20 protein-coding genes are annotated in these 19660 nt (G+C 44.5%); 19 read left to right on the forward strand and 1 reads right to left on the reverse strand.

The window, feature by feature from the left end; translation table 11 throughout:
* The first annotated feature begins 135 nt into the window (after positions 1-135).
* From HZY94_RS07700 to HZY94_RS07780, 17 genes are all read left to right on the forward strand, one after another.
* A complete protein-coding gene (locus tag HZY94_RS07700; RefSeq protein ID WP_322783472.1) occupies positions 136-636 on the forward strand; it encodes an SIS domain-containing protein in 501 nt (166 codons plus the stop codon).
* Positions 637-645: 9 nt separating this feature from the next.
* A complete protein-coding gene (gene lacD / locus HZY94_RS07705; RefSeq protein WP_179925699.1) occupies positions 646-1632 on the forward strand; it encodes a tagatose-bisphosphate aldolase in 987 nt (328 codons plus the stop codon).
* A 74-nt stretch (positions 1633-1706) separates the two neighbouring features.
* Positions 1707-3491, forward strand: a complete 1785-nt coding sequence (locus HZY94_RS07710) for a glycoside hydrolase family 35 protein (protein WP_179925700.1) — start codon at positions 1707-1709, stop codon at positions 3489-3491.
* A gap of 13 nt (positions 3492-3504) precedes the next feature.
* Positions 3505-4035: a PTS system mannose/fructose/N-acetylgalactosamine-transporter subunit IIB gene (locus HZY94_RS07715; protein ID WP_179925701.1), complete on the forward strand. Its 531-nt coding sequence runs from the start codon at positions 3505-3507 to the stop codon at positions 4033-4035.
* A complete protein-coding gene (locus HZY94_RS07720) occupies positions 3947-4855 on the forward strand; it encodes a PTS mannose/fructose/sorbose/N-acetylgalactosamine transporter subunit IIC (RefSeq protein WP_179925717.1) in 909 nt (302 codons plus the stop codon). Before HZY94_RS07715 ends, HZY94_RS07720 begins: the two co-directional genes overlap by 89 nt.
* Complete coding sequence (locus HZY94_RS07725; protein ID WP_179925702.1) at positions 4842-5657, forward strand: PTS system mannose/fructose/sorbose family transporter subunit IID; 816 nt, start codon at positions 4842-4844, stop codon at positions 5655-5657. Before HZY94_RS07720 ends, HZY94_RS07725 begins: the two co-directional genes overlap by 14 nt.
* A 14-nt stretch (positions 5658-5671) precedes the next feature.
* Positions 5672-6085, forward strand: coding sequence for a PTS sugar transporter subunit IIA (locus HZY94_RS07730; RefSeq protein ID WP_179925703.1), 414 nt, complete (start codon positions 5672-5674; stop codon positions 6083-6085).
* A 166-nt stretch (positions 6086-6251) separates the two neighbouring features.
* Positions 6252-7232, forward strand: a complete 981-nt coding sequence (locus HZY94_RS07735; RefSeq protein ID WP_179925704.1) for a YhdH/YhfP family quinone oxidoreductase — start codon at positions 6252-6254, stop codon at positions 7230-7232.
* Between the two features lie 56 nt (positions 7233-7288).
* A complete protein-coding gene (locus HZY94_RS07740; RefSeq protein WP_179925705.1) occupies positions 7289-7804 on the forward strand; it encodes a DUF308 domain-containing protein in 516 nt (171 codons plus the stop codon).
* Between the two features lie 146 nt (positions 7805-7950).
* Positions 7951-8910: an ROK family glucokinase gene (locus HZY94_RS07745; protein WP_179925706.1), complete on the forward strand. Its 960-nt coding sequence runs from the start codon at positions 7951-7953 to the stop codon at positions 8908-8910.
* Positions 8911-8975: 65 nt separating this feature from the next.
* Complete coding sequence (locus tag HZY94_RS07750) at positions 8976-9815, forward strand: thymidylate synthase (RefSeq protein WP_179925707.1); 840 nt, start codon at positions 8976-8978, stop codon at positions 9813-9815.
* Positions 9812-10954 carry an A/G-specific adenine glycosylase gene (gene mutY / locus HZY94_RS07755; RefSeq protein WP_179925708.1) on the forward strand — a complete coding sequence of 381 codons (1143 nt, stop codon included), beginning with the start codon at positions 9812-9814 and terminating at the stop codon, positions 10952-10954. Before HZY94_RS07750 ends, mutY begins: the two co-directional genes overlap by 4 nt.
* Before the next feature lie 118 nt (positions 10955-11072).
* Positions 11073-11978 carry a UDP-N-acetylmuramate dehydrogenase gene (murB, locus tag HZY94_RS07760; RefSeq protein WP_179925709.1) on the forward strand — a complete coding sequence of 302 codons (906 nt, stop codon included), beginning with the start codon at positions 11073-11075 and terminating at the stop codon, positions 11976-11978.
* Entirely contained in the window at positions 11975-13132 is a 1158-nt protein-coding gene (locus HZY94_RS07765; RefSeq protein WP_179925710.1) for an ABC transporter ATP-binding protein, read from the forward strand. Before murB ends, HZY94_RS07765 begins: the two co-directional genes overlap by 4 nt.
* Positions 13113-13919 (forward strand): ABC transporter permease, encoded by an 807-nt coding sequence (locus HZY94_RS07770; protein WP_179925711.1) that lies wholly within the window; start codon positions 13113-13115, stop codon positions 13917-13919. The genes HZY94_RS07765 and HZY94_RS07770 overlap by 20 nt, the downstream gene beginning before the upstream one ends.
* Positions 13916-14689: an ABC transporter permease gene (locus HZY94_RS07775; RefSeq protein WP_179925712.1), complete on the forward strand. Its 774-nt coding sequence runs from the start codon at positions 13916-13918 to the stop codon at positions 14687-14689. Before HZY94_RS07770 ends, HZY94_RS07775 begins: the two co-directional genes overlap by 4 nt.
* Positions 14686-15756, forward strand: a complete 1071-nt coding sequence (locus HZY94_RS07780; RefSeq protein ID WP_179925713.1) for an ABC transporter substrate-binding protein — start codon at positions 14686-14688, stop codon at positions 15754-15756. Before HZY94_RS07775 ends, HZY94_RS07780 begins: the two co-directional genes overlap by 4 nt.
* A 138-nt stretch (positions 15757-15894) precedes the next feature.
* Here HZY94_RS07780 and HZY94_RS07785 read toward each other — a convergent pair whose 3' ends face one another.
* Positions 15895-16875: an L-lactate dehydrogenase gene (locus HZY94_RS07785; protein ID WP_179924006.1), complete on the reverse strand. Its 981-nt coding sequence runs from the start codon at positions 16873-16875 to the stop codon at positions 15895-15897.
* A 371-nt stretch (positions 16876-17246) separates the two neighbouring features.
* Here HZY94_RS07785 and HZY94_RS07790 point away from each other — a divergent pair, with 371 nt between their 5' ends.
* Complete coding sequence (locus tag HZY94_RS07790; protein WP_179925714.1) at positions 17247-18200, forward strand: IS30 family transposase; 954 nt, start codon at positions 17247-17249, stop codon at positions 18198-18200.
* Positions 18201-18360: 160 nt separating this feature from the next.
* On the forward strand, positions 18361-19497 hold the full coding sequence (lctO, locus tag HZY94_RS07795; RefSeq protein WP_179925715.1) for an L-lactate oxidase: 1137 nt from the start codon (positions 18361-18363) through the stop codon (positions 19495-19497).
* Positions 19498-19660 lie beyond the last annotated feature (163 nt).

Below are 19660 nucleotides of genomic sequence, written 5' to 3' on the forward strand. Positions count from 1 at the left end.
GCGTCTATGATAAGTAGCGTAGTCTTTATTTCTAAGAGCTAATCTCAATTCAGTTTCTTGTTGTTTATCTAATTTCAATTTCATACAATCTATTATAATTCAAAATTCGATTTTTATTTAGTATTAAAATCACTTGTGAAAAAGCCTTTTACCCGTGTGGTCTACCTAGGTTCAGGGGCTTATGCGGGAATGGCGCGTGAGGCGCAGTTGAAAATTTTGGAGTTAACGGCTGGGCGGATTGCAACGGCCTTTGATTCCTCTTTAGGTTTTCGTCATGGTCCTAAATCCTTTGTGGACAGCAACACCCTCGTCTTGACTTTTGTCTCCAACAATCCTTATACAAGGTTGTATGATCGAGATATTTTATTGGAACTAGCAGGGGATCAGGTGGCCAAGGAAGTTGTCGCTGTAGCAATTGATCAGGTGGAAGGTTTTGCTGGCAAGACCTTGATTTTCGATAAGGCCTATAGCTTTATCCCTGATGCTTATGTGGCGCTGGCCTTTGTTCTACTTGGTCAAACCTTGGCCCTTCATACTTCGATTAAAGTTGGGAATCAGCCAGACACTCCATCGCCAAGTGGAACCGTTAATCGAGTTGTTAAAGGGGTCACCCTTTATCCTTTGGAAAAAGAATAAGGAGGACTTATGGCACGATTTAGTCCAAGTCCAAGAAAGAGGGCTGCCCTCGAAAGATTGGACAATGCGAATGGGATTATCGGGGCTCTGGCGATTGATCAACGGGGTGCCCTCCAACGCATGTTGGCCCAGGGAGGACAAGCCTTGGGAGCAGACGGAGTAGTCCATTTTAAGGAATTGATTAGCCAGGAATTGACCCCCTATGCTTCATCCATTCTCTTGGATCCGGAATTCGGTCTGCCCGCAACTAAGGTTCGGGCAGAGGGAGCTGGTTTGTTACTGGCTTATGAAAAAACAGGTTATGATACAAGTGAACCAGGACGTTTTCCGGATTTGATAGATGATGTATCCGTTTTGCGAATCCAGGCAGCTGGTAGTGATGCCGTTAAACTTTTACTTTATTATGACGTAGATGAAGATGCTGGAATCAATGAGCGTAAGCAGGCTTTTGTGGAGCGAGTGGGAAGTGAATGCTGGGCCGAAGATATTCCCTTCTTCTTAGAGCTCTTGACCTATGATGCCAAGCTTGAGGATGTGACAGGCCCTGACTATGCCGTGCTTAAACCACATAAAGTCAATGAGGCTATGCGGGAGTTTTCCAAGGCTGCTTACAAAGTTGATGTCTTAAAGGTGGAAGTTCCGGTCAATATGAACTTTGTGGAGGGCTTTAGTCAAGGGGAGGTGGTTTATAGCCGGGAAGCGGCGATGAAAGCCTTTCAGGAGCAAGCCCAAGCGACTCACCTTCCCTTTATTTTCCTAAGTGCCGGTGTGTCGGCTAAACTTTTCCAAGACACGCTACGATTTGCCAAGGAGGCTGGCTCTGATTTTAATGGTGTCCTCTGTGGTCGGGCGACTTGGAAAGACAGTGTGGCGATCTTTGCGGAGCAAGGGGAGGCAGCCTGTCGGGAATGGCTACGCAGCCAAGGACGGCAGAATATGGAAGACCTAAATGCAGTTTTAGCAGTAACGGCGACTTCTTGGAAAGAAAAGTTGTAGGCAATCGATCACGTCAGAGTTGATCAATCCCAAATCAAAAAAGAAAACGCTTTCTAGTTTGTGAAAGGGGCGTCATGGAAACATTTTCAATTGCACAAGATTTTCTTTTGAATGGGCAACCTTTCAAAATTCTCTCAGGTGCTGTCCATTATTTTCGGATTCCCAGAGAAGATTGGTACCATACACTGTATAACTTAAAAGCTCTAGGTTTCAATACCGTTGAAACCTATGTTCCTTGGAATCTCCATGAAGCAGCAGAAGGCGTCTATGATTTCCAAGGAGAGCTAGACCTAGGGGGATTTTTGGATTTGGCTCAGGAACTAGGGCTTTATGCCATTATCCGCCCCTCTCCCTATATCTGTGCTGAATGGGAGTTTGGTGGCTTGCCTGCCTGGCTGTTGACCAAGAAGATTCGGATTCGGTCCAGTGATCCAGCCTTTCTCACCTATGTGGAGCGCTATTACCAGCGCTTAGGTCCGATTTTGACCCAACGCCAATTGCAGCGCGGAGGCCCGATTCTCCTGTTTCAAGTGGAAAATGAATATGGGTCTTATGGGGAAGATAAGGCCTATCTCCAGCAACTAAAAAGGCTAATGGAACAAGAGGGCTGGGAAATGCCTTTTGTCACCTCGGATGGTTCCTGGCTGGCAACCCTAAAGGCCGGTACTTTAGTAGAGGAAGGGATTTTACCAACGGCCAATTTTGGCTCCAAGGCCCAAGAGAATTTTGGGAATCTGCAAGCCTTTATGCAGGAACAAGGACTTGAAGGGCCACTTATGTGTATGGAGTTCTGGCTGGGCTGGTTTAACCGCTGGCAAGAAGCGATTATCAAACGGGATCCCGAGGAGACCGTGGCAGCTATTATGGAAACCATCAGGCTGGGCAGTATTAATCTCTATATGTTCCACGGGGGAACCAATTTCGGTTTTATGAATGGCTGCTCTGCCCGTGGTAACCGTGACCTGCCCCAGGTGACCTCTTATGATTATGATGCTTTACTGGATGAGGTTGGGAATCCGACTCCTAAGTATTACCTGTTACAAGAGGCGCTTCATCAATGGAATCCGGATTTGGAACAAAAGGAACCACTGGTAAAGGTGTTAATGGAATCCCAGACCATCAAACGGAAACGGAGTGTCTCCCTTTGGGCGACACTAGACAAGTTAGCCACAAGTCAGCAGTCGACCTATCCGATGACCATGGAAGAACTGGGCCAATCCCTAGGCTATACCCTTTATCGGAAACAGGTAGCCTATGATGGCCAGCCCCAGTCCTACCGGCTAGTGGATGTCAGTGACCGGGCTCAGGTTTTTATCAATTTAGAACATGTAGTAACGCAAGATCAGGATAGTGTCGGAACGCCCTTTGACCACGATTCTCAGGCAAGATATGATCAACTGGATATCTTGGTTGAGAATCAGGGTCGGGTCAATTACGGGCATAAGCTACTCGCCCCAAGCCAGCAAAAAGGAATCCGAACTGGGGTCATGAAGGACCTGCATTTCTTGACGGAATGGGAACAATTCCCCTTGGCCTTTGATCAGGATATGCTTAGTAAGATTGATTTTGCAGGGGACTGGGAAAGTGGTCAACCCGGTTTTCATGAATTTACGTTCGACTTAGAGGAAGCGCTTTCTTGTTATCTGGATGTGAGTGGTTTTGGGAAGGGATTCGTTTCCGTCAATGGCCACAATCTAGGCCGTTTTTGGCAGGTAGGCCCCCATCTCAGCCTTTATTTACCAGCAGCTTTTTTAAACAAAGGAAAGAACACCCTCATCTTATTTGAGAGTGAGGGAATGATCCAAGATAGGATGCAACTTGGGCCAAGGCCCTTGATAAAAAAGGATATAGAAGCCTAAAGGAGGAAAGAATATGGCAATTATTGCAACGCGGATTGATGGACGTCTCATCCATGGACAAGTCGCTAATCTCTGGACGACGAAATTAGATATTTCTCGGATCATGGTCATTGATGACGAGGTTGCTCAAAATGATATTGAAAAAGCTGGCTTGAAATTGGCAGTCCCACCAGGAGTTCGCTTGAGTGTCCTACCAGTTGCCAAAGCGGCGGCCAATATTCAGGCAGGTAAGTACAATTCTCAGCGTTTGATGATTGTAGCACGCAAGCCAGACCGCTTTTTGGAATTGGTGGAGCACGGGGTTGCTCTGGAAGAGTTAAATGTGGGCAACATGTCTCAAAGTGATGAAACTAGATCGATTACCCGGAGTGTTAATGTGACCGATAAGGATGTTGAAGATTTCAAACAATTACATGCCAAGGGAGTTAAACTTTACCATCAAATGGTTCCCAATGATGGGGCAGAAGACTTCATGGCCTTGCTCAACAAAATGGTGGCAAATCTTACTGTTAACCCTCTATGCGGGTTACCAAATTTTGGATGAATTGACCATTGTCTCCTCAGCGGGATCACCTGTATTTGCGGGTCTGATTGCTGGTTTGATTATGGGAGATTTACAAACCGGTCTCTTTATTGGAGGCTCCTTGCAATTAACCGTCTTGGGTGTAGGAACCTTCGGGGGTGCCTCTCGGATTGATGCCAACTCTGGGACTGTGCTAGCAACAGCCTTCTCAGTGGCCCTAAAGATGGATCCCCTTTTAGCCATTTCAACCATCGCGGTTCCGGTTGCCGCTTTGATGGTTCAAACCGACGTTCTAGGTCGTTTCACCACCACCTACTTCGCTCACCGGATTGATAAACATGTTGAGGATTTTAACTATAAAGGAATTGAGGTCAACTACCTCCTCGGAGCTCTACCTTGGGCGCTCTCCCGTGCCCTTCCAGTCTTCCTCGCCCTTACCTTTGGTGCTGGAGCCGTTCAATCAGCGGTTGACTTTTTGGAAACCAGCCTTCCTTGGTTGACCAAGGGACTGACTGTAGCCGGTGGGGCGCTACCGGGTGTCGGATTTGCGATCTTGCTTCGTTACCTGCCTGTTAAAAAACATTTCCCATATTTGATTGGTGGTTTTGTCCTTACCGCCCTTTTAACCACCCTCTTTGGTTATACTTCAACGCTAGGGACTGCAGTGGCTGGTTTATCTGAAGATTTTACCACTAAGTTTAACGGACTATCCATTTTGGGAATCGCCTTGATTGGCTTTGCGATTGCTTCTCTTCATTACAAAAAATTGATTGAAACCCCAAAAGTAGTTGCGGCAGTTAACCCGAATGATGTGGAGGAAATTGAAGATGATGAAATCTAAGTATAAACTAACCAAAGCAGATTTTAACCAGATTAATAAACGGAGTTTGTTCACCTTCCAATGGGGTTGGAATTATGAGCGGATGCAGGGTTCTGGTTATCTTTATATGATTCTGCCACAATTGCGGAAGATGTGTGGGGATGGAACCGATGAACTCAAACAAATGATGAAAACCCATAGCCAATTCTTCAATACCTCCAATTTTTTCCACACCATCGTGACCGGTATTGATATTGCCTTGGAAGAAAAAGAAGGGGTCGCCTCCAAAGATGCGGTCTCTGGGATTAAAACGGCTTTAATGGGTCCCTTTGCGGCAATTGGAGATGCGATTTTCCCAGCCATTATGGGTGCCATTGCAGCTAATATGGCTATTGAAGGAAATCCAGTTGGCGTTTTCCTCTGGGTTGCAGTGTCGATGGCCATCAACATTTTCCGCTGGAAACAACTTGAAATTGCTTATAAGGAAGGCGTTTCCCTGGTTACAACCATGCAGTCTCATCTAGAGGCTTTGACAGATGCCGCTTCTGTATTGGGACTGTTCATGGTTGGTGCTTTGATTGCCACCATGATTAATGTAAAAATCGCAGCCGTTCCAGAAGTTTTCGGGGTTGCCCTCGATATCCAAAACTACCTGGATATGATTCTACCGCGGATGGTTCCAGCCCTTATTGCCGGTGGTGTGTATTGGCTCCTTGGTAAAAAAGGCATGTCTTCGACCAAAGCCATCTTTATTGTGATTGCCATTATCGTTGCTCTTGCCGCTCTTGGTGAGGCTATCGGCATGGATATTTTGACCAAATAGAAAACGAGGCCTGTATGGAAAAACAATTAATCTTGGTAAGCCATGGTTCCTTTGCGGCTGAGTTAAAACGAAGCACGGAAATGATTATGGGGCCTCAGGAAGGGATTCATGCGATTGGATTACTAGAGAGTGAAGGACCGGAGGACTTCCAAGTCAAAGTTGAAGCCCTGCTGGCAAACTATAAAGAAGATGAAGTTGTGATCTTTGCGGATTTGCAAGGGGGAACTCCCTGCAACGTTGTCAGTCGCATGGTCTTAGAAGGTGCCTCCTTTGATATCTACGCTGGTATGAACATGCCCATGGTCATTGCCTATCTCAATAGTTTGTGGACTGGACAGGAAGCAGACTTTGCCGAGAAGGCACGGCAGAATACCCTACACGTCAATTCCCTCTTGTTTGGAGAGGACGATGACGATTTAGATGAGTAAGCCTCATCCTAGATTGGGAAGGTTTGTCTTCTCCAAATTGTAGGAAAACATGGGCAGAAAGCTGATTTCTCACTAATTTGCGGAGACTGGGAATCCCAAATTGGTGCGGGTCGGCTTTTTGTTTTTAAGGAAAATCAAGTACAATAGAAGACAAAGGAGGTTGGCTATGAAGAACTGTAAAGCACTTGTTGTGGAAGCCCCCGGCAAGGTAGTCTTGAAAACCATTGCTTTGGATGAACTCGGTTCTGGAGATGTACTGGTCAAAGTCGCCTATTCGTCGGTTAATTACAAGGACATGCTGGCCTTAGAGCCCAGAGGAGGGGTCCTAAGAACTTATCCCATGATCCCGGGGATTGATCTAAGTGGCTGGGTTGTCGAAAGTTCGAATCCTCTTTTTTCTGCAGGCCAAGAGGTTTTGGTGACAGGCTATGATCTGGGAGTGGCCCATTCCGGGGGATTTGCGGAATATGCTCGAGTACCTGCTGATTGGCTACTCCCGCTGCCAGCAGGATTAAGCTTGAAAGAAGCCATGATTTTGGGAACAGCTGGTGTCACAGCTACCCTGTCCTTGTTGGAACTGGAGCAGGCTGGGATGACACCGGAAAGCTCACCAAGAATTTTGGTCACCGGAGCCAGTGGCGGTGTCGGCAGCCTAGCCCTGCAGCTCTTGGTTAAGGCAGGTTACCAAGGGATTCAGGCCTTGGTTCGGAAACCTTATCAGGTGCCTCTGGTTACAGCTTTAGGTGCCAGTGAGGTCTTGCTAACCTCTGAGTTGGCTGCTTCTGGGAAGCCCTTGGAACGGCAGGAATTCGATTATGTTCTGGACACTGTCGGCGGCCCAGTTCTATCCCAGATTTTACCTAAAGTCGCTTATGGGGGTGCTGTGACGACCTGTGGCAATGCCGGTGGGCTCAAACTGGAGGCCACAGTCCTCCCTTTTATTCTGCGTGGCATCCGCTTGATTGGTATCGATTCTGTTGCCCTTGATTCGGAAAAACGGAAAAAAATCTGGTCCCTCCTAGCTCAGGAGTGGAAGCTGAGAGGTGAGGAGTTTGTCCAAGTGATTGGCCTGGAAGAGATTGCGGAAACAGCTCAGAAACTCAAAGCAGGTCAGCATTTAGGGCGGACGATTGTTGCGATTTCTTGACAAGAACCTAGGAAATCTATATAGTAGAAAGAGCATTAGTGAAAGGAGCCAGTTTTGTGAATCAGGGTAGTAAATGGGGAGTTTTGGTGGCAGCTTTTGCTTCCATCGCCCTCGGGATTTTTCTATTTTGGAATCCAAGAACAGACCTCTTGGCGATTGCCTGGCTCCTAGCTCTTGTTCTCGTTTTGAATGGGATCAGTGGTCTCTTTTTCTATAAGGGACTTCCCAGTCAGGCTCAATCAATCTGGCTGCCCATGATTGTTGGGGTGGAGGGCTTATTGGGCTCTTACCTGTTTGTTGGTACTTTTCTAGGCTTTTCCTTAGTGGTTCCAACTCTCCTAGGGAGCTGGATTGTATTGCTTGCTATCATTCGCCTGATTGAATCAGCAGGAATGCGTAAGGAAGTGCCGATTCTGTCCAATTACCTGTTTTGGTCCAGCTTGCTAGGCTTGGTTTTAGGCTTTTTCTTAATCAACCATGCCATGGTCGGTAGTGGTGTTGCCGCCCGTCTAGTTGCCTCGGCCTTTGTTTATAGTGGTCTGGTGCAGCTGATGAAAGTTTTGAATAATTAGGTAGAAACTGGGACTTCCCAGTTTTTTATAGTCTCTATTATGAAAAGAAAGCGGTTAGATTTTAAAATAATGCAAACGTTTCCTCTTTTCAGAAAGGATGAATTCTGATATACTGAAACCATGATAAAAATCGAAGGAGTTTGAAGGTGGAGAAGAAAATTATTGGTATTGACCTTGGTGGCACATCCATTAAATTTGCAATTTTAACCCAAGCGGGTGAGATTCAGGAAAAATGGTCTATTAAAACCAATATTTTGGATGAGGGAAGTCATATTGTTCCAGAAATGATTGCTTCTATTCAACATCGCTTAGACCTGTTGAACTTGACTGCCGAGAACTTCCTCGGAATTGGAATGGGCTCACCAGGAGTGGTTGACCGCCAAGCGGGTACGGTTGTAGGAGCTTATAACCTCAACTGGAAAACCCCACAGCTTGTCAAAGAGCAAATGGAAGCAGCTCTGGGAATTCCTTTCTATATTGATAACGATGCCAATGTTGCTGCACTTGGAGAGCGCTGGGTTGGGGCTGGTGGTAATGCCCCAGATGTTGTCTTCATGACTCTTGGAACCGGTGTTGGTGGCGGTGTTATCGCCGACGGGAATTTAATTCACGGAATTGCGGGAGCTGGAGGTGAGTTGGGGCACATCGTTGTGGACTTTGATCAACCAATCATGTGTACTTGTGGCAAGCCTGGCTGCTTGGAAACTGTGGCTTCGGCAACTGGTATTGTCAATCTAACTCGTCGTTATGCTGATGAGTATGCAGGCGATGCCCGTTTGAAACAGTTGATCGATGATGGTGATGATGTAACCGCTAAGGTTGTTTTTGACCTTGCCAAGGAGGGCGATGAGCTAGCCTTGATTGTTTACCGCAACTTCTCACGCTATCTAGGTATTGCCTGTGCCAACATTGCAAGCATCTTAAATCCATCAACCATTGTCATTGGTGGTGGTGTTTCAGCTGCTGGAGAGTTCCTTTTGAACGGAGTTGAGGCAGTATTTAAAGCCAATGCCTTCCCTCAAGTTGCCAGTTCGACAAAACTTTCCTTGGCTCAGTTGGGCAATGATGCAGGCGTTATTGGAGCAGCATCATTGGTTCTTCAATAATCAGTATGATAGTATAGAAGAGGCTGGGCAACTCCAGCCTCTTCTACATTAAAAAAGGACAGCCTATGACACGCGCAGACGATATTTTCAAAAGCAATATACGAAAAATTTTAGAGGAAGGGGTTATGAGCGAACAAGCCAGACCCCAATATAAGGACGGTCGGACCGCCCATTCGAAATACATCACCGGATCCTTTACGGAATATGATCTATCCAAGGGCGAATTTCCGATTACCAGCCTGCGGCCAATTCCCATAAAATCGGCTATTAAAGAGATTCTTTGGATTTACCAAGATCAATCTAATGACCTGGACTTGCTCAATGACAAGTATGGAGTTGGCTACTGGAACGATTGGGAAGTAGACAATACAGGAACAATTGGCCAACGCTATGGAGCCGTTGTAAAAAAACACCAGATTATCGACCGCATTCTTGAGCAACTAGCTGAAAATCCCTGGAATCGCCGCAATGTGATTTCTCTTTGGGACTACCAGGCTTTTGACCAGACAGGAGGCTTACTTCCTTGTGCCTTTCAAACCATGTTTGATGTTCGCCGGGTCGGTGATGATCTCTATTTGGATGCAACCCTTACCCAACGCTCCAATGATATGTTGGTAGCCCACCACATTAATGCCATGCAGTATGTGGCCCTGCAGATGATGATTGCCAAGCACTTTGGCTGGAAACCGGGTAAATTTTTCTATTTCGTAAATAATCTTCACATTTATGATAATCAGTTTGAACAAGCCCTGGAATTGTTGAATCGAACAGCCTCGCAGCAGACTCCGCGGTTGGTCTTAAATGTACCAGATGGAACGAATTTTTACGATATCCGGGCTGAAGATTTCGAATTGGTCGATTATGATCCTGTGCGCCCACAATTGAAATTTGATCTAGCAATATGATGGATTTAAAGAAATACGGTATCGAGATGTGGCCTGACCAGAAAATCCAGGCCTTCCGGTCGGCTCTGCTCGACTGGTATGATCGTGAAAAACGCGATCTCCCCTGGCGGGAAAATACGGATCCCTATCGGATTTGGGTTTCCGAAATTATGCTGCAACAAACGCGGGTTGATACAGTCATCCCCTATTTTCAGCGCTTTTTGGAGACCTTTCCAACCATTCCTGATTTAGCGGCAGCTGAGGAAGAGACCTTGTTAAAAACCTGGGAAGGTCTGGGTTACTATTCGCGGGTCCGCAATATGCAGGTGGCGGCTCAGACGATGGTGGAAAAGTATGAGGGGAAGTTTCCTGCAACAATGGAAGAGATCCGAAGTTTAAAAGGGATTGGACCTTATACTGCAGGAGCAATAGCCAGTATTGCCTTCAATTTGCCTGAACCAGCCGTGGATGGGAATGTGATGCGGGTTTTGGCACGGTTATTTGAAGTCGACTTAGACATTGGAAACCCAACCAATCGGAAGGTTTTTCAGGCTATGATGGAAGTTCTAATTGATCCGCAAAGACCTGGGGACTTTAACCAGGCCTTGATGGATCTGGGGTCGGATATTGAGGCACCTGTTAATCCTAGACCTCACGAGAGTCCCGTAAAAGACTTTTCAGCAGCCTATTTACACGGTACTATGGATCGCTATCCCATCAAAGCTCCTAAGAAGAAGCCAGTGCCGATTTTTCTCAAAGCCTTTATTCTGCAGAACCAGGCTGGGGACTTTCTACTGGAGAAAAATGACCACAGCAATCTCTTAGCGGGCTTTTGGCACTTCCCCTTGCTAGAAGTAGAGGAAGAAAAGGAATTAACCCTTTTTGAGCAGCCTTTAGAAGTAGCTGAAGAGAGCGATGCACGGTCACGTCTCCAGGTTGACTATCCCTTTGAAATTGACTGGCAGGGGCAAAATTTACCAGCAGTCAAACATATTTTCAGCCATCGCAAATGGCATATAAAGATTGAAGTGGGGCAGGTAAAGGGGACACCTGACCTACCCGAGGGTAGTCTCTGGGTGTCAGCCCAGGATTTTGAAGCCTATCCCTTTGCCAGACCCCAGCAGAAAATCTGGGAAGTCTTTCAAGGACAGCAAGAATGATTTTTTAGACACCTTTGCGTTAAAGAAGGTGTCTTTTTCTTGTGTGCTCTCTTGAATCAGGTCAATTTTAGGGGAAAAGATGGTATAATGAGAGTTGATAAAAATAAAGGATGAGACGATGATAAGTAGAGAGAAAATTCAAGCTGAGCTTGAAGGGATTGATATTCGTTTTGACTATCCCTTGAAGGAGTTTACCTATACTAAAGTTGGGGGACCGGTTGACTATTTGGTCTTCCCAAAGAATAAGTATGAATTGTTGCGGATTGTCAAATTGGCCAATCGTGAAGAGATTCCCTGGATGGTATTGGGGAATTCCAGCAATATCATTATTCGTGATGGTGGGGTTCGTGGTTTTGTCATCATGTTTAACCATTTGAATCATATCTCTGTTGATGGTTATATGATTGAAGCAGAAGCCGGAGCCAACTTGATCCAGACCACTCATATTGCCTTGCACCATAGTTTGTCCGGTTTTGAATTTGCCTGTGGGATTCCGGGAAGCGTTGGCGGAGCTGTTTTCATGAATGCGGGAGCCTATGGCGGTGAAATTGGTCATGTCTTGGAGTCTTGTACGATTTTAACCAAAGAGGGCGAAATTAAGACATTAGACAATCGTGATATGCGTTTTGGGTATCGCCATTCAGCCATCCAGGAGACCGGCGATATTGTTATCTCAGCTAAATTCTCCTTGAAACCGGGTGACTATCAACTGATTGAACAGGAGATGAAGCGGCTGACGCATTTGCGGGAATTGAAGCAACCCCTGGAATATCCAAGTTGTGGTTCTGTCTTTAAACGTCCACCGGGGCATTTTGCGGGTCAATTGATTTCGGAGGCGGATTTAAAGGGTTATCGTATTGGTGGTGTTGAAGTGTCGACCAAACATGCGGGTTTTATGGTGAATCGGTATGATGGGACAGCTGCTGATTATGAGCAGTTGATTCAAGATGTTATTCAACGAGTGGAAGAACATGCAGGTGTACGTTTAGAGCCTGAAGTTAGAATTATTGGAGATTACGAGTGAAACAACCAATCATTGAATTTCGGCATGTATCCAAAGTTTATGAAGATACAGGAACCCAGGTCTTAAAAGACATCAATTTTGAGTTGGAGGAAGGGAAGTTCTATACCCTGTTAGGAGCTTCTGGTTCTGGGAAATCAACTATTTTGAATATGATTGCCGGTCTTTTAGACCCTTCGTCTGGGGATATCTTTTTGGATGGCCAACGTCTGAATGACGTTCCTATCAACCAGCGGGATGTGCATACAGTTTTTCAGTCCTATGCGCTTTTTCCCCATATGAATGTCTTTGACAATGTAGCTTTTCCGCTCAAGGTGCGCAAGGTTGATAAAAAAGAAATTGCAGAGCGCGTGAGTCAGGTCTTGAAGATGGTCCAGTTGTCTGGTTATGAAAAACGGTCCATTCAAAAACTTTCCGGAGGCCAGCGTCAGCGGGTGGCGATTGCGCGTGCGATTATTAACCAGCCCCGGGTTGTGTTACTGGATGAGCCTCTGTCTGCTCTCGACTTAAAATTACGGACAGACATGCAGTATGAGTTGCGTGAATTGCAACAGGGCTTGGGGATTACCTTTGTTTTTGTAACCCATGACCAGGAAGAAGCCTTGGCCATGAGCGATTGGATCTTTGTCATGAATGAGGGAGAGATTATCCAATCAGGGACGCCTGTCGATATTTATGACGAGCCGATTAACCATTTTGTAGCCAGCTTTATCGGAGAGTCCAATATTCTACCTGGAACCATGATTGAAGATTATTTGGTTGAGTTTAATGGTCGTAGGTTTGAAGCCGTTGACGGAGGTATGCGTCCCCGGGAAGCGGTAGAGGTGGTCATTCGTCCAGAAGATTTGCGAATCACCCTCCCGGAAGAAGGGAAATTACAGGTTACTGTCGATACGCAACTGTTTCGAGGGGTTCATTATGAAATTATTGCCTATGATGACCTGGGCAATGAGTGGATGATTCACTCAACGCGTAAAGCTATTGTGGGAGAAGTAATCGGTTTAGACTTTGAACCAGAAGATATTCATATTATGCGTTTGAATGAAACAGAAGAAGAGTTTGATGCGCGTATTGAAGAATATGTTGATCTGGAAGAGGCAGAAGCTGGTTTGATTCAAGCCATCGAGGAGGAACGCGATGAAGACAAGGATAGCTAATTTCTTCTCCATTCCCTATCTATTGTGGATTTTTCTCTTTGTACTAGCCCCACTGGTCTTGATTGTTTTCCAATCCTTTTTTACCAATGATGGTTCCTTCTCCTTGGATAATTTCCGGACCTTTTTCCAGGCTGATAATGCCACCTACTTGCGGATGGGGTTTAATTCGATCTTATATGCGGGATTGATTACGGCTTTAACACTAGCCATCAGTTATCCCATGGCCTATTTTCTGACTCAACTCAAGCACAAGGAACTCTGGCTCTTACTGATTATTCTCCCAACCTGGATTAATCTCTTGTTAAAAGCCTACGCTTTTTTAGGGATTTTGAGCCAGGAGGGAGCGGTTAATCAGTTTCTTAGCTTTGTAGGGATTGGCTCCCAGCAGTTACTGTTTACAGATTTTTCCTTCCTGCTAGTTAGCTCTTACATTGAATTACCCTTTATGATTTTGCCGATTTTTAACGCCCTTGATGAGCTAGATAAGTCAGTGATCAATGCCTCGTACGACCTTGGTGGTAGTCGCTGGCAAACCTTCTGGTGGGTAATTTTCCCCATGTCCATGAAAGGTGTACGTTCAGGGGTACAGGCAGTCTTTATCCCCAGTCTCAGTCTCTTTATGCTGACACGTTTGATTGGTGGAAACCGGGTGATTACCTTGGGGACAGCAATTGAGCAGCATTTCCTCATTACGGAAAACTGGGGTATGGGATCGACCATTGGTGTTGTTCTGATCGTGGCCATGCTCCTAACTATGTGGCTAACAAGAGAGAGGAGAGAAGCATGAAAAAACTAGCAAATCTCTATCTGTTTCTAGTCTTTGCGCTCTTGTATCTGCCTATTTTCTATTTGATTGCCTATGCTTTTAATGCTGGTGGCGATATGAACGCTTTTACTGGTTTCACTTGGGAGCATTTTCAAACCCTCTTTTCTGATCAGCGCTTGATTCTGATTTTGACGCAAACCTTCTTTTTAGCCTTTTTATCGGCTAGTATTGCGACTCTGATTGGAACCTTTGGGGCGATTCTCTTGTATAAAGCGAGAAAGCCGATACAGGCCAGTTTATTAGGATTCAACAATGTCCTAATGGTGGCGCCTGATGTCATGACAGGGGCTAGTTTCCTGATTCTCTTTACCCTGATTGGTTTTCAATTAGGTTTTGTATCGGTTTTGTTGAGTCACGTTGCCTTTTCTATCCCGATTGTTGTGTTGATGGTCTTGCCGCGCTTGCAAGAGATGAACCAGGACATGATCAATGCAGCTTATGATTTAGGAGCTTCTGAGGGTCAGGTATTGCGAGAAATTCTTTTTCCTTACCTAACACCAGCCATCATTGCGGGTTATTTCATGGCCTTTACCTACTCCTTGGATGATTTTGCAGTTACCTTTTTTGTGACGGGGAACGGCTTTACAACCTTGGCGGTTGAAATCTATTCCCGTGCGAGACGCGGTGTCTCCTTGGAGATTAATGCCCTATCCACTTTGGTCTTCCTCTTCAGTATTTTGCTGGTTATTGGTTTCTATTTTATTTCGAGACAAAAGGAGGAAGAGCAATGAAGCGACTCATAAGCTTTGTAGCGGGAATTGGTTTAATCCTTCTAACCCTAGGAGCCATCATCTGGCAGCTACAACCCAAGGAAAGCCAGGGGCAAAAAAGGCCTTTGGTGATCTACAATTGGGGAGATTATATTGATCCGGAATTGATTAAACGCTTTACAGAGGAAACGGGGATTCGGATTCAATATGAAACCTTTGATTCTAATGAGGCCATGTATACCAAGGTTAAGCAGGGGGGAACCACTTACGACCTGGTGATTCCGAGTGAGTACATGATCCAAAAAATGATTCAGGAAGGTTTGGCGGAGAAGCTGGATCACAGTAAAATTACTGGTCTTGAGCACATTGATCCATCGCTGCTGGACCAGAGTTTTGATCCTAAAAATGCTTACTCTATTCCTTATTTCTGGGGAACACTTGGGATTGTCTACAATGATCAGTTGATTGACCAAGCGCCTCAGCATTGGGCAGACTTATGGAATCCGGCCTATAAGAATCAAATTATGTTGATTGATGGGGCTCGCGAGGTCATGGGACTGAGTCTTAACTCACTTGGCTACTCTATTAATAGTCAAAAGCAAAAAGAGTTAAACCAAGCTACAGACCATCTCTACAAGCTGACTCCAAATATCAAAGCGATTGTAGCTGATGAGATGAAAAACTATATGATCCAAAACAATGCTGGGATTGGCGTCACCTTCTCTGGCGAAGCTCGGCAGATGTTGGATGAGAATGAACATTTGCATTATGTAGTACCACCAGAGGGTTCGAATTTATGGTTTGACAACATTGTGATTCCCCACACGGTCAAGAACCGGGAAGCAGCCTATGCCTTTATCAATTTTATGTTGCAACCAGACGTAGCCCTACAGAATGCGGAATACATCGGTTATTCCACTCCCAATCTAACTGCCCAGGCAGAACTACCAGATGAGATGCGTTTAGACCAGGCCTTCTATCCAACCGAAGAAGCCAAACAAAATCTGGAAGTTTATCAAAACCTTGGCCCTAAATGGCTGGGAATTTATAACGATTTATTCCTACAATTTAAAATGTATCCAAAATAAGAAGTAAAAAACCACTCTACAAGGAGAGCCAGCTTGAGTGAGCTGACTCCTGGTAGAGTGGTTTTGATTAGGTCTAGAAGTGATAATTAAAAGAGTTGTGTGGAAAGCTATTTCCACACAACTCATACAAAATTATAATTAGTTACGAACAGCTGATGCAAACTCTTCTTTGGCAAATGCTTCATCAATGATAGCTTTCAATTGGTTAGCAGATGCTTGCATTTGTTGCAATTCGCGGTCGTTTAATGGGATGTTTACAGGACGAACGATACCGTGAGCACCAACGATGGCAGGTTGTCCGATGAAGACATCGTCAATACCGTATTGGCCTGCTTGGTAAGTTGAAAGTGGAAGGACTGCATTCTCATCATCCAAGATGGCTTTAGTGATCCGTGCTAGGGCAACAGCGATACCGTAGAAAGTCGCACCTTTTTTCTCGATGATGGAGTAAGCTGCATCACGAACAGATACAAAGAGATCAACAAGACCTTGCTCATCAATATCACGGTTGTCTTGTAACCATTGCTCCAATTTCACACCAGCAACGTTTGCGTGTGACCAAACAGCAAACTCAGAATCGCCGTGCTCACCCATGATGTAGGCATGGACAGAACGAGCATCGATACCGATTTTGTCAGCAAGTGCTTGACGGAAGCGAGCTGAGTCTAGAGAAGTACCAGAACCGATTACGCGTTCTTTAGGGAAACCTGAGAATTTCCAAGTTGAATAAGTAAGGATATCTACTGGGTTCGCAGCTACCAAGAAAATACCGTTAAATCCAGAGTCAACGATTTGAGTAACAACTTCTTTGTTGATACGCAAGTTTTTCTCAACCAAGTCCAAACGAGTTTCACCTGGTTTTTGTGGAGCACCAGCAGTCAAAACAACAAGGTCAGCATCATGTGCATCTGAATAGTCAGCAGCGTAGATTTTCTTAGGTGACGTAAACGCCAAAGCGTGGCTCAAGTCTTCTGCATCACCTTGAGTTTTTTCTTTAAAGATATCTACAATACCCAACTCTTGTGCAATTCCTTGAGTAACAAGTGCAAATGCGTAAGATGAACCTACAGCACCATCACCAACAAGGATAACCTTTTTGTGTTGTTTAGTAACAGTCATGATCTAAACATCTCCTTTTCTTTTTAAAGAGAGTTACCTCTCTCACATAGTCAATTCTACCACCCAAAATACGTTTTGTCGATAGTCTAAAGAGATGTAAACGCTTAAACTGAAAGTTCTAAAATGAAGTTAGCCACTTCCCCTACAGGAAATCCAGAGGTTATGAGCACCTTTGGAGGAGTGTATGATTTTGTTTGATAATAGGCTTGAAACTGTTAGGCTAGTGTGCCAAGGCTAATGTTAGCCTTGGTTTAGCATAGACTACAGTTTCAAGGGTTCCTGTTGTCAAATAAAATCTCTTTCAGGGTATAAGAAAACACCTCTGTGCTATACTTGTAATTCACCACAAACACAAGAAGAGAGGCACAGAGATGCAAGAACATTATACACCAAAAGGGAAGCATTTGACAATTGGCGAGCGTCGCTTGGTTGAACGTTGGAAGAAGGAAGGGAAATCGAATCGCGAAATTGCCCGTCTTCTGGGGAAAGCTCCTCAAACCATTCATAACGAAATCAAGAGAGGACAAGTCCGACAACAAACTAAAAAAGGAAAATTTGAGCTTATCTACTCCGCAGATTATGCTCAAACTTCTTATCAAACAAAGCGACAACGATCCGTTAAAAAACTCAGTCTCACCAAGGACTTAAAGGAAACTATCTGCCATTACAATAAACAGAAAGTCTCTCCTGAAATGATGGTCAGGGCAAAAGACATTAGGGTGAGTATTTCTACAATTTACTATTGGATTCACAATGGGCATCTAGGTTTAAGTAAGGAGGATATGCTTTATCCAAGGAAAGAAAAGACCGGAAAGAGAAAAGCCAGTCCCAGTTTTAAACCTGCAGGAAAATCCATTGAAGAACGCCCAGAATCTATTAATGATCGCTTAGAAAACCATCACTATGAGATTGATACCCTTGTATTAACAAGAGAAAAGAATAGCTGTCTGTTAGTCTTAACGGATCGTCGAAGTCGTCATCAGATTATACGGATGATTCCTGATAAGAGCAGTCAGTCCGTTAATCAGGAGTTGGTTCATATTTTAAAAACCTATCCCATCAAATCTTTAACTGCCGACAATGGAAGAGAATTTAACCGTTTACCTGAGGTATTCTCTCCTGAAAACATCTATTATGCTCATCCTTACTCATCTTGGGAAAGGGGGACAAATGAGAATCATAATCGATTAATCCGTAGATGGTTGCCAAAAGGCACAAAGAAAACGACTCCCAAAGAAGTCGCTTTTATCGAAAATTGGATTAACAATTATCCTAAAAGATGTTTGGATTACAAGTCACCGAATGAATTTCTTATAGGTGGCTAACTTGAACTTGAAATTTAGCGTAAACGCTTAAACAATTATTTTTTTGTGAAAAGTGAGCATATCATTTGAAAGCGGATTCAAATAATGCTATAATTAATTAAAGTTAATCCTCATAGAGTGATTAACAGTTTAAAATGGTTAAACTTAAGGAGGAATTTTTATGGTTTTCAAAACAAGTAATGCTGAGGGACCTGTTGATTTTATTAATACTTATGATCTAGAGCCAATGGCTCAAAAGGTGATTCCGAAAGCTGCTTTTGGATATATTGCGAGTGGTGCTGAAGATACCTTCACCCTACGTGAAAATATCCGTGCATTTAACCATAAGTTGATTGTACCACATACTTTGATGGATGTTGAAAATCCTTCAACAGAAGTGGAAATTTATGGAGATAAGCTATCATCTCCAATCATCATGGCACCGGTTGCGGCTCATAAACTAGCCAATGAGCAAGGTGAAGTTGCAACTGCTAAAGGAGTTCATGAATTTGGATCCCTCTTTACAACTAGTTCTTACTCAACTACTGACTTGCCAGAAATTACTCAAGCCTTGAATGGTACACCACACTGGTTCCAATTCTACTTCAGTAAAGATGATGGAATCAACCGTCACATCATGGACCGTGTAAAAGCTGAAGGCTACAAGGCTATTGTTTTGACTGCTGACGCAACAGTTGGTGGTAACCGTGAGGTTGATAAGCGTAATGGATTTGTGTTCCCAGTAGGTATGCCAATCGTTGAAGAATATCTACCTGATGGAGCTGGTAAAACAATGGACTTCGTTTACGAGTCTGCAAAACAAAAACTTTCTCCACGTGACGTAGAGTTTATCGCAGAGTACTCTGGTCTTCCAGTTTATGTAAAAGGACCACAATGTAAAGAAGACGTTGAGCGTTCACTTGGTGCAGGTGCTGCCGGTATCTGGGTAACCAACCACGGTGGTCGTCAAATCGATGGTGGACCTGCTGCCTTTGACTCACTTCAAGAAGTGGCAGAAGCAGTTGATAAACGTGTTCCAATCGTCTTCGACTCAGGAGTCCGTCGTGGTCAACACGTCTTCAAAGCCCTTGCTTCAGGTGCTGACCTAGTCGCTATCGGACGTCCAGTTATCTATGGACTTAGCCTTGGAGGTAGTGTCGGAGTTCGCCAAGTATTCGAACACCTCAATAGCGAATTGAAAACTGTTATGCAATTGGCAGGAGCACAAACGATTGAAGATGTTAAGAAGATTAAACTTCGCCACAACCCATACAATCCAAGCTTCCCTGTAGATTCTCGGGACTTGAAACTTTATTAATCTCTTGAAACGGCTGCTTGTCAGCCGTTTTTTGCTGGACTGAAATTATGGCTCTCGCAAAACATTTATTTTCAAAAATTTTAAAATGAAGTTAGCCACCCATCCTATCTGCTAGATAAGTACTACAACTCATTCTGATGAGTTGTCTGATTTCATTTGATAA

The organism is Streptococcus danieliae (assembly GCF_013415245.1).
GTDB lineage: Bacteria > Bacillota > Bacilli > Lactobacillales > Streptococcaceae > Streptococcus > Streptococcus danieliae_A.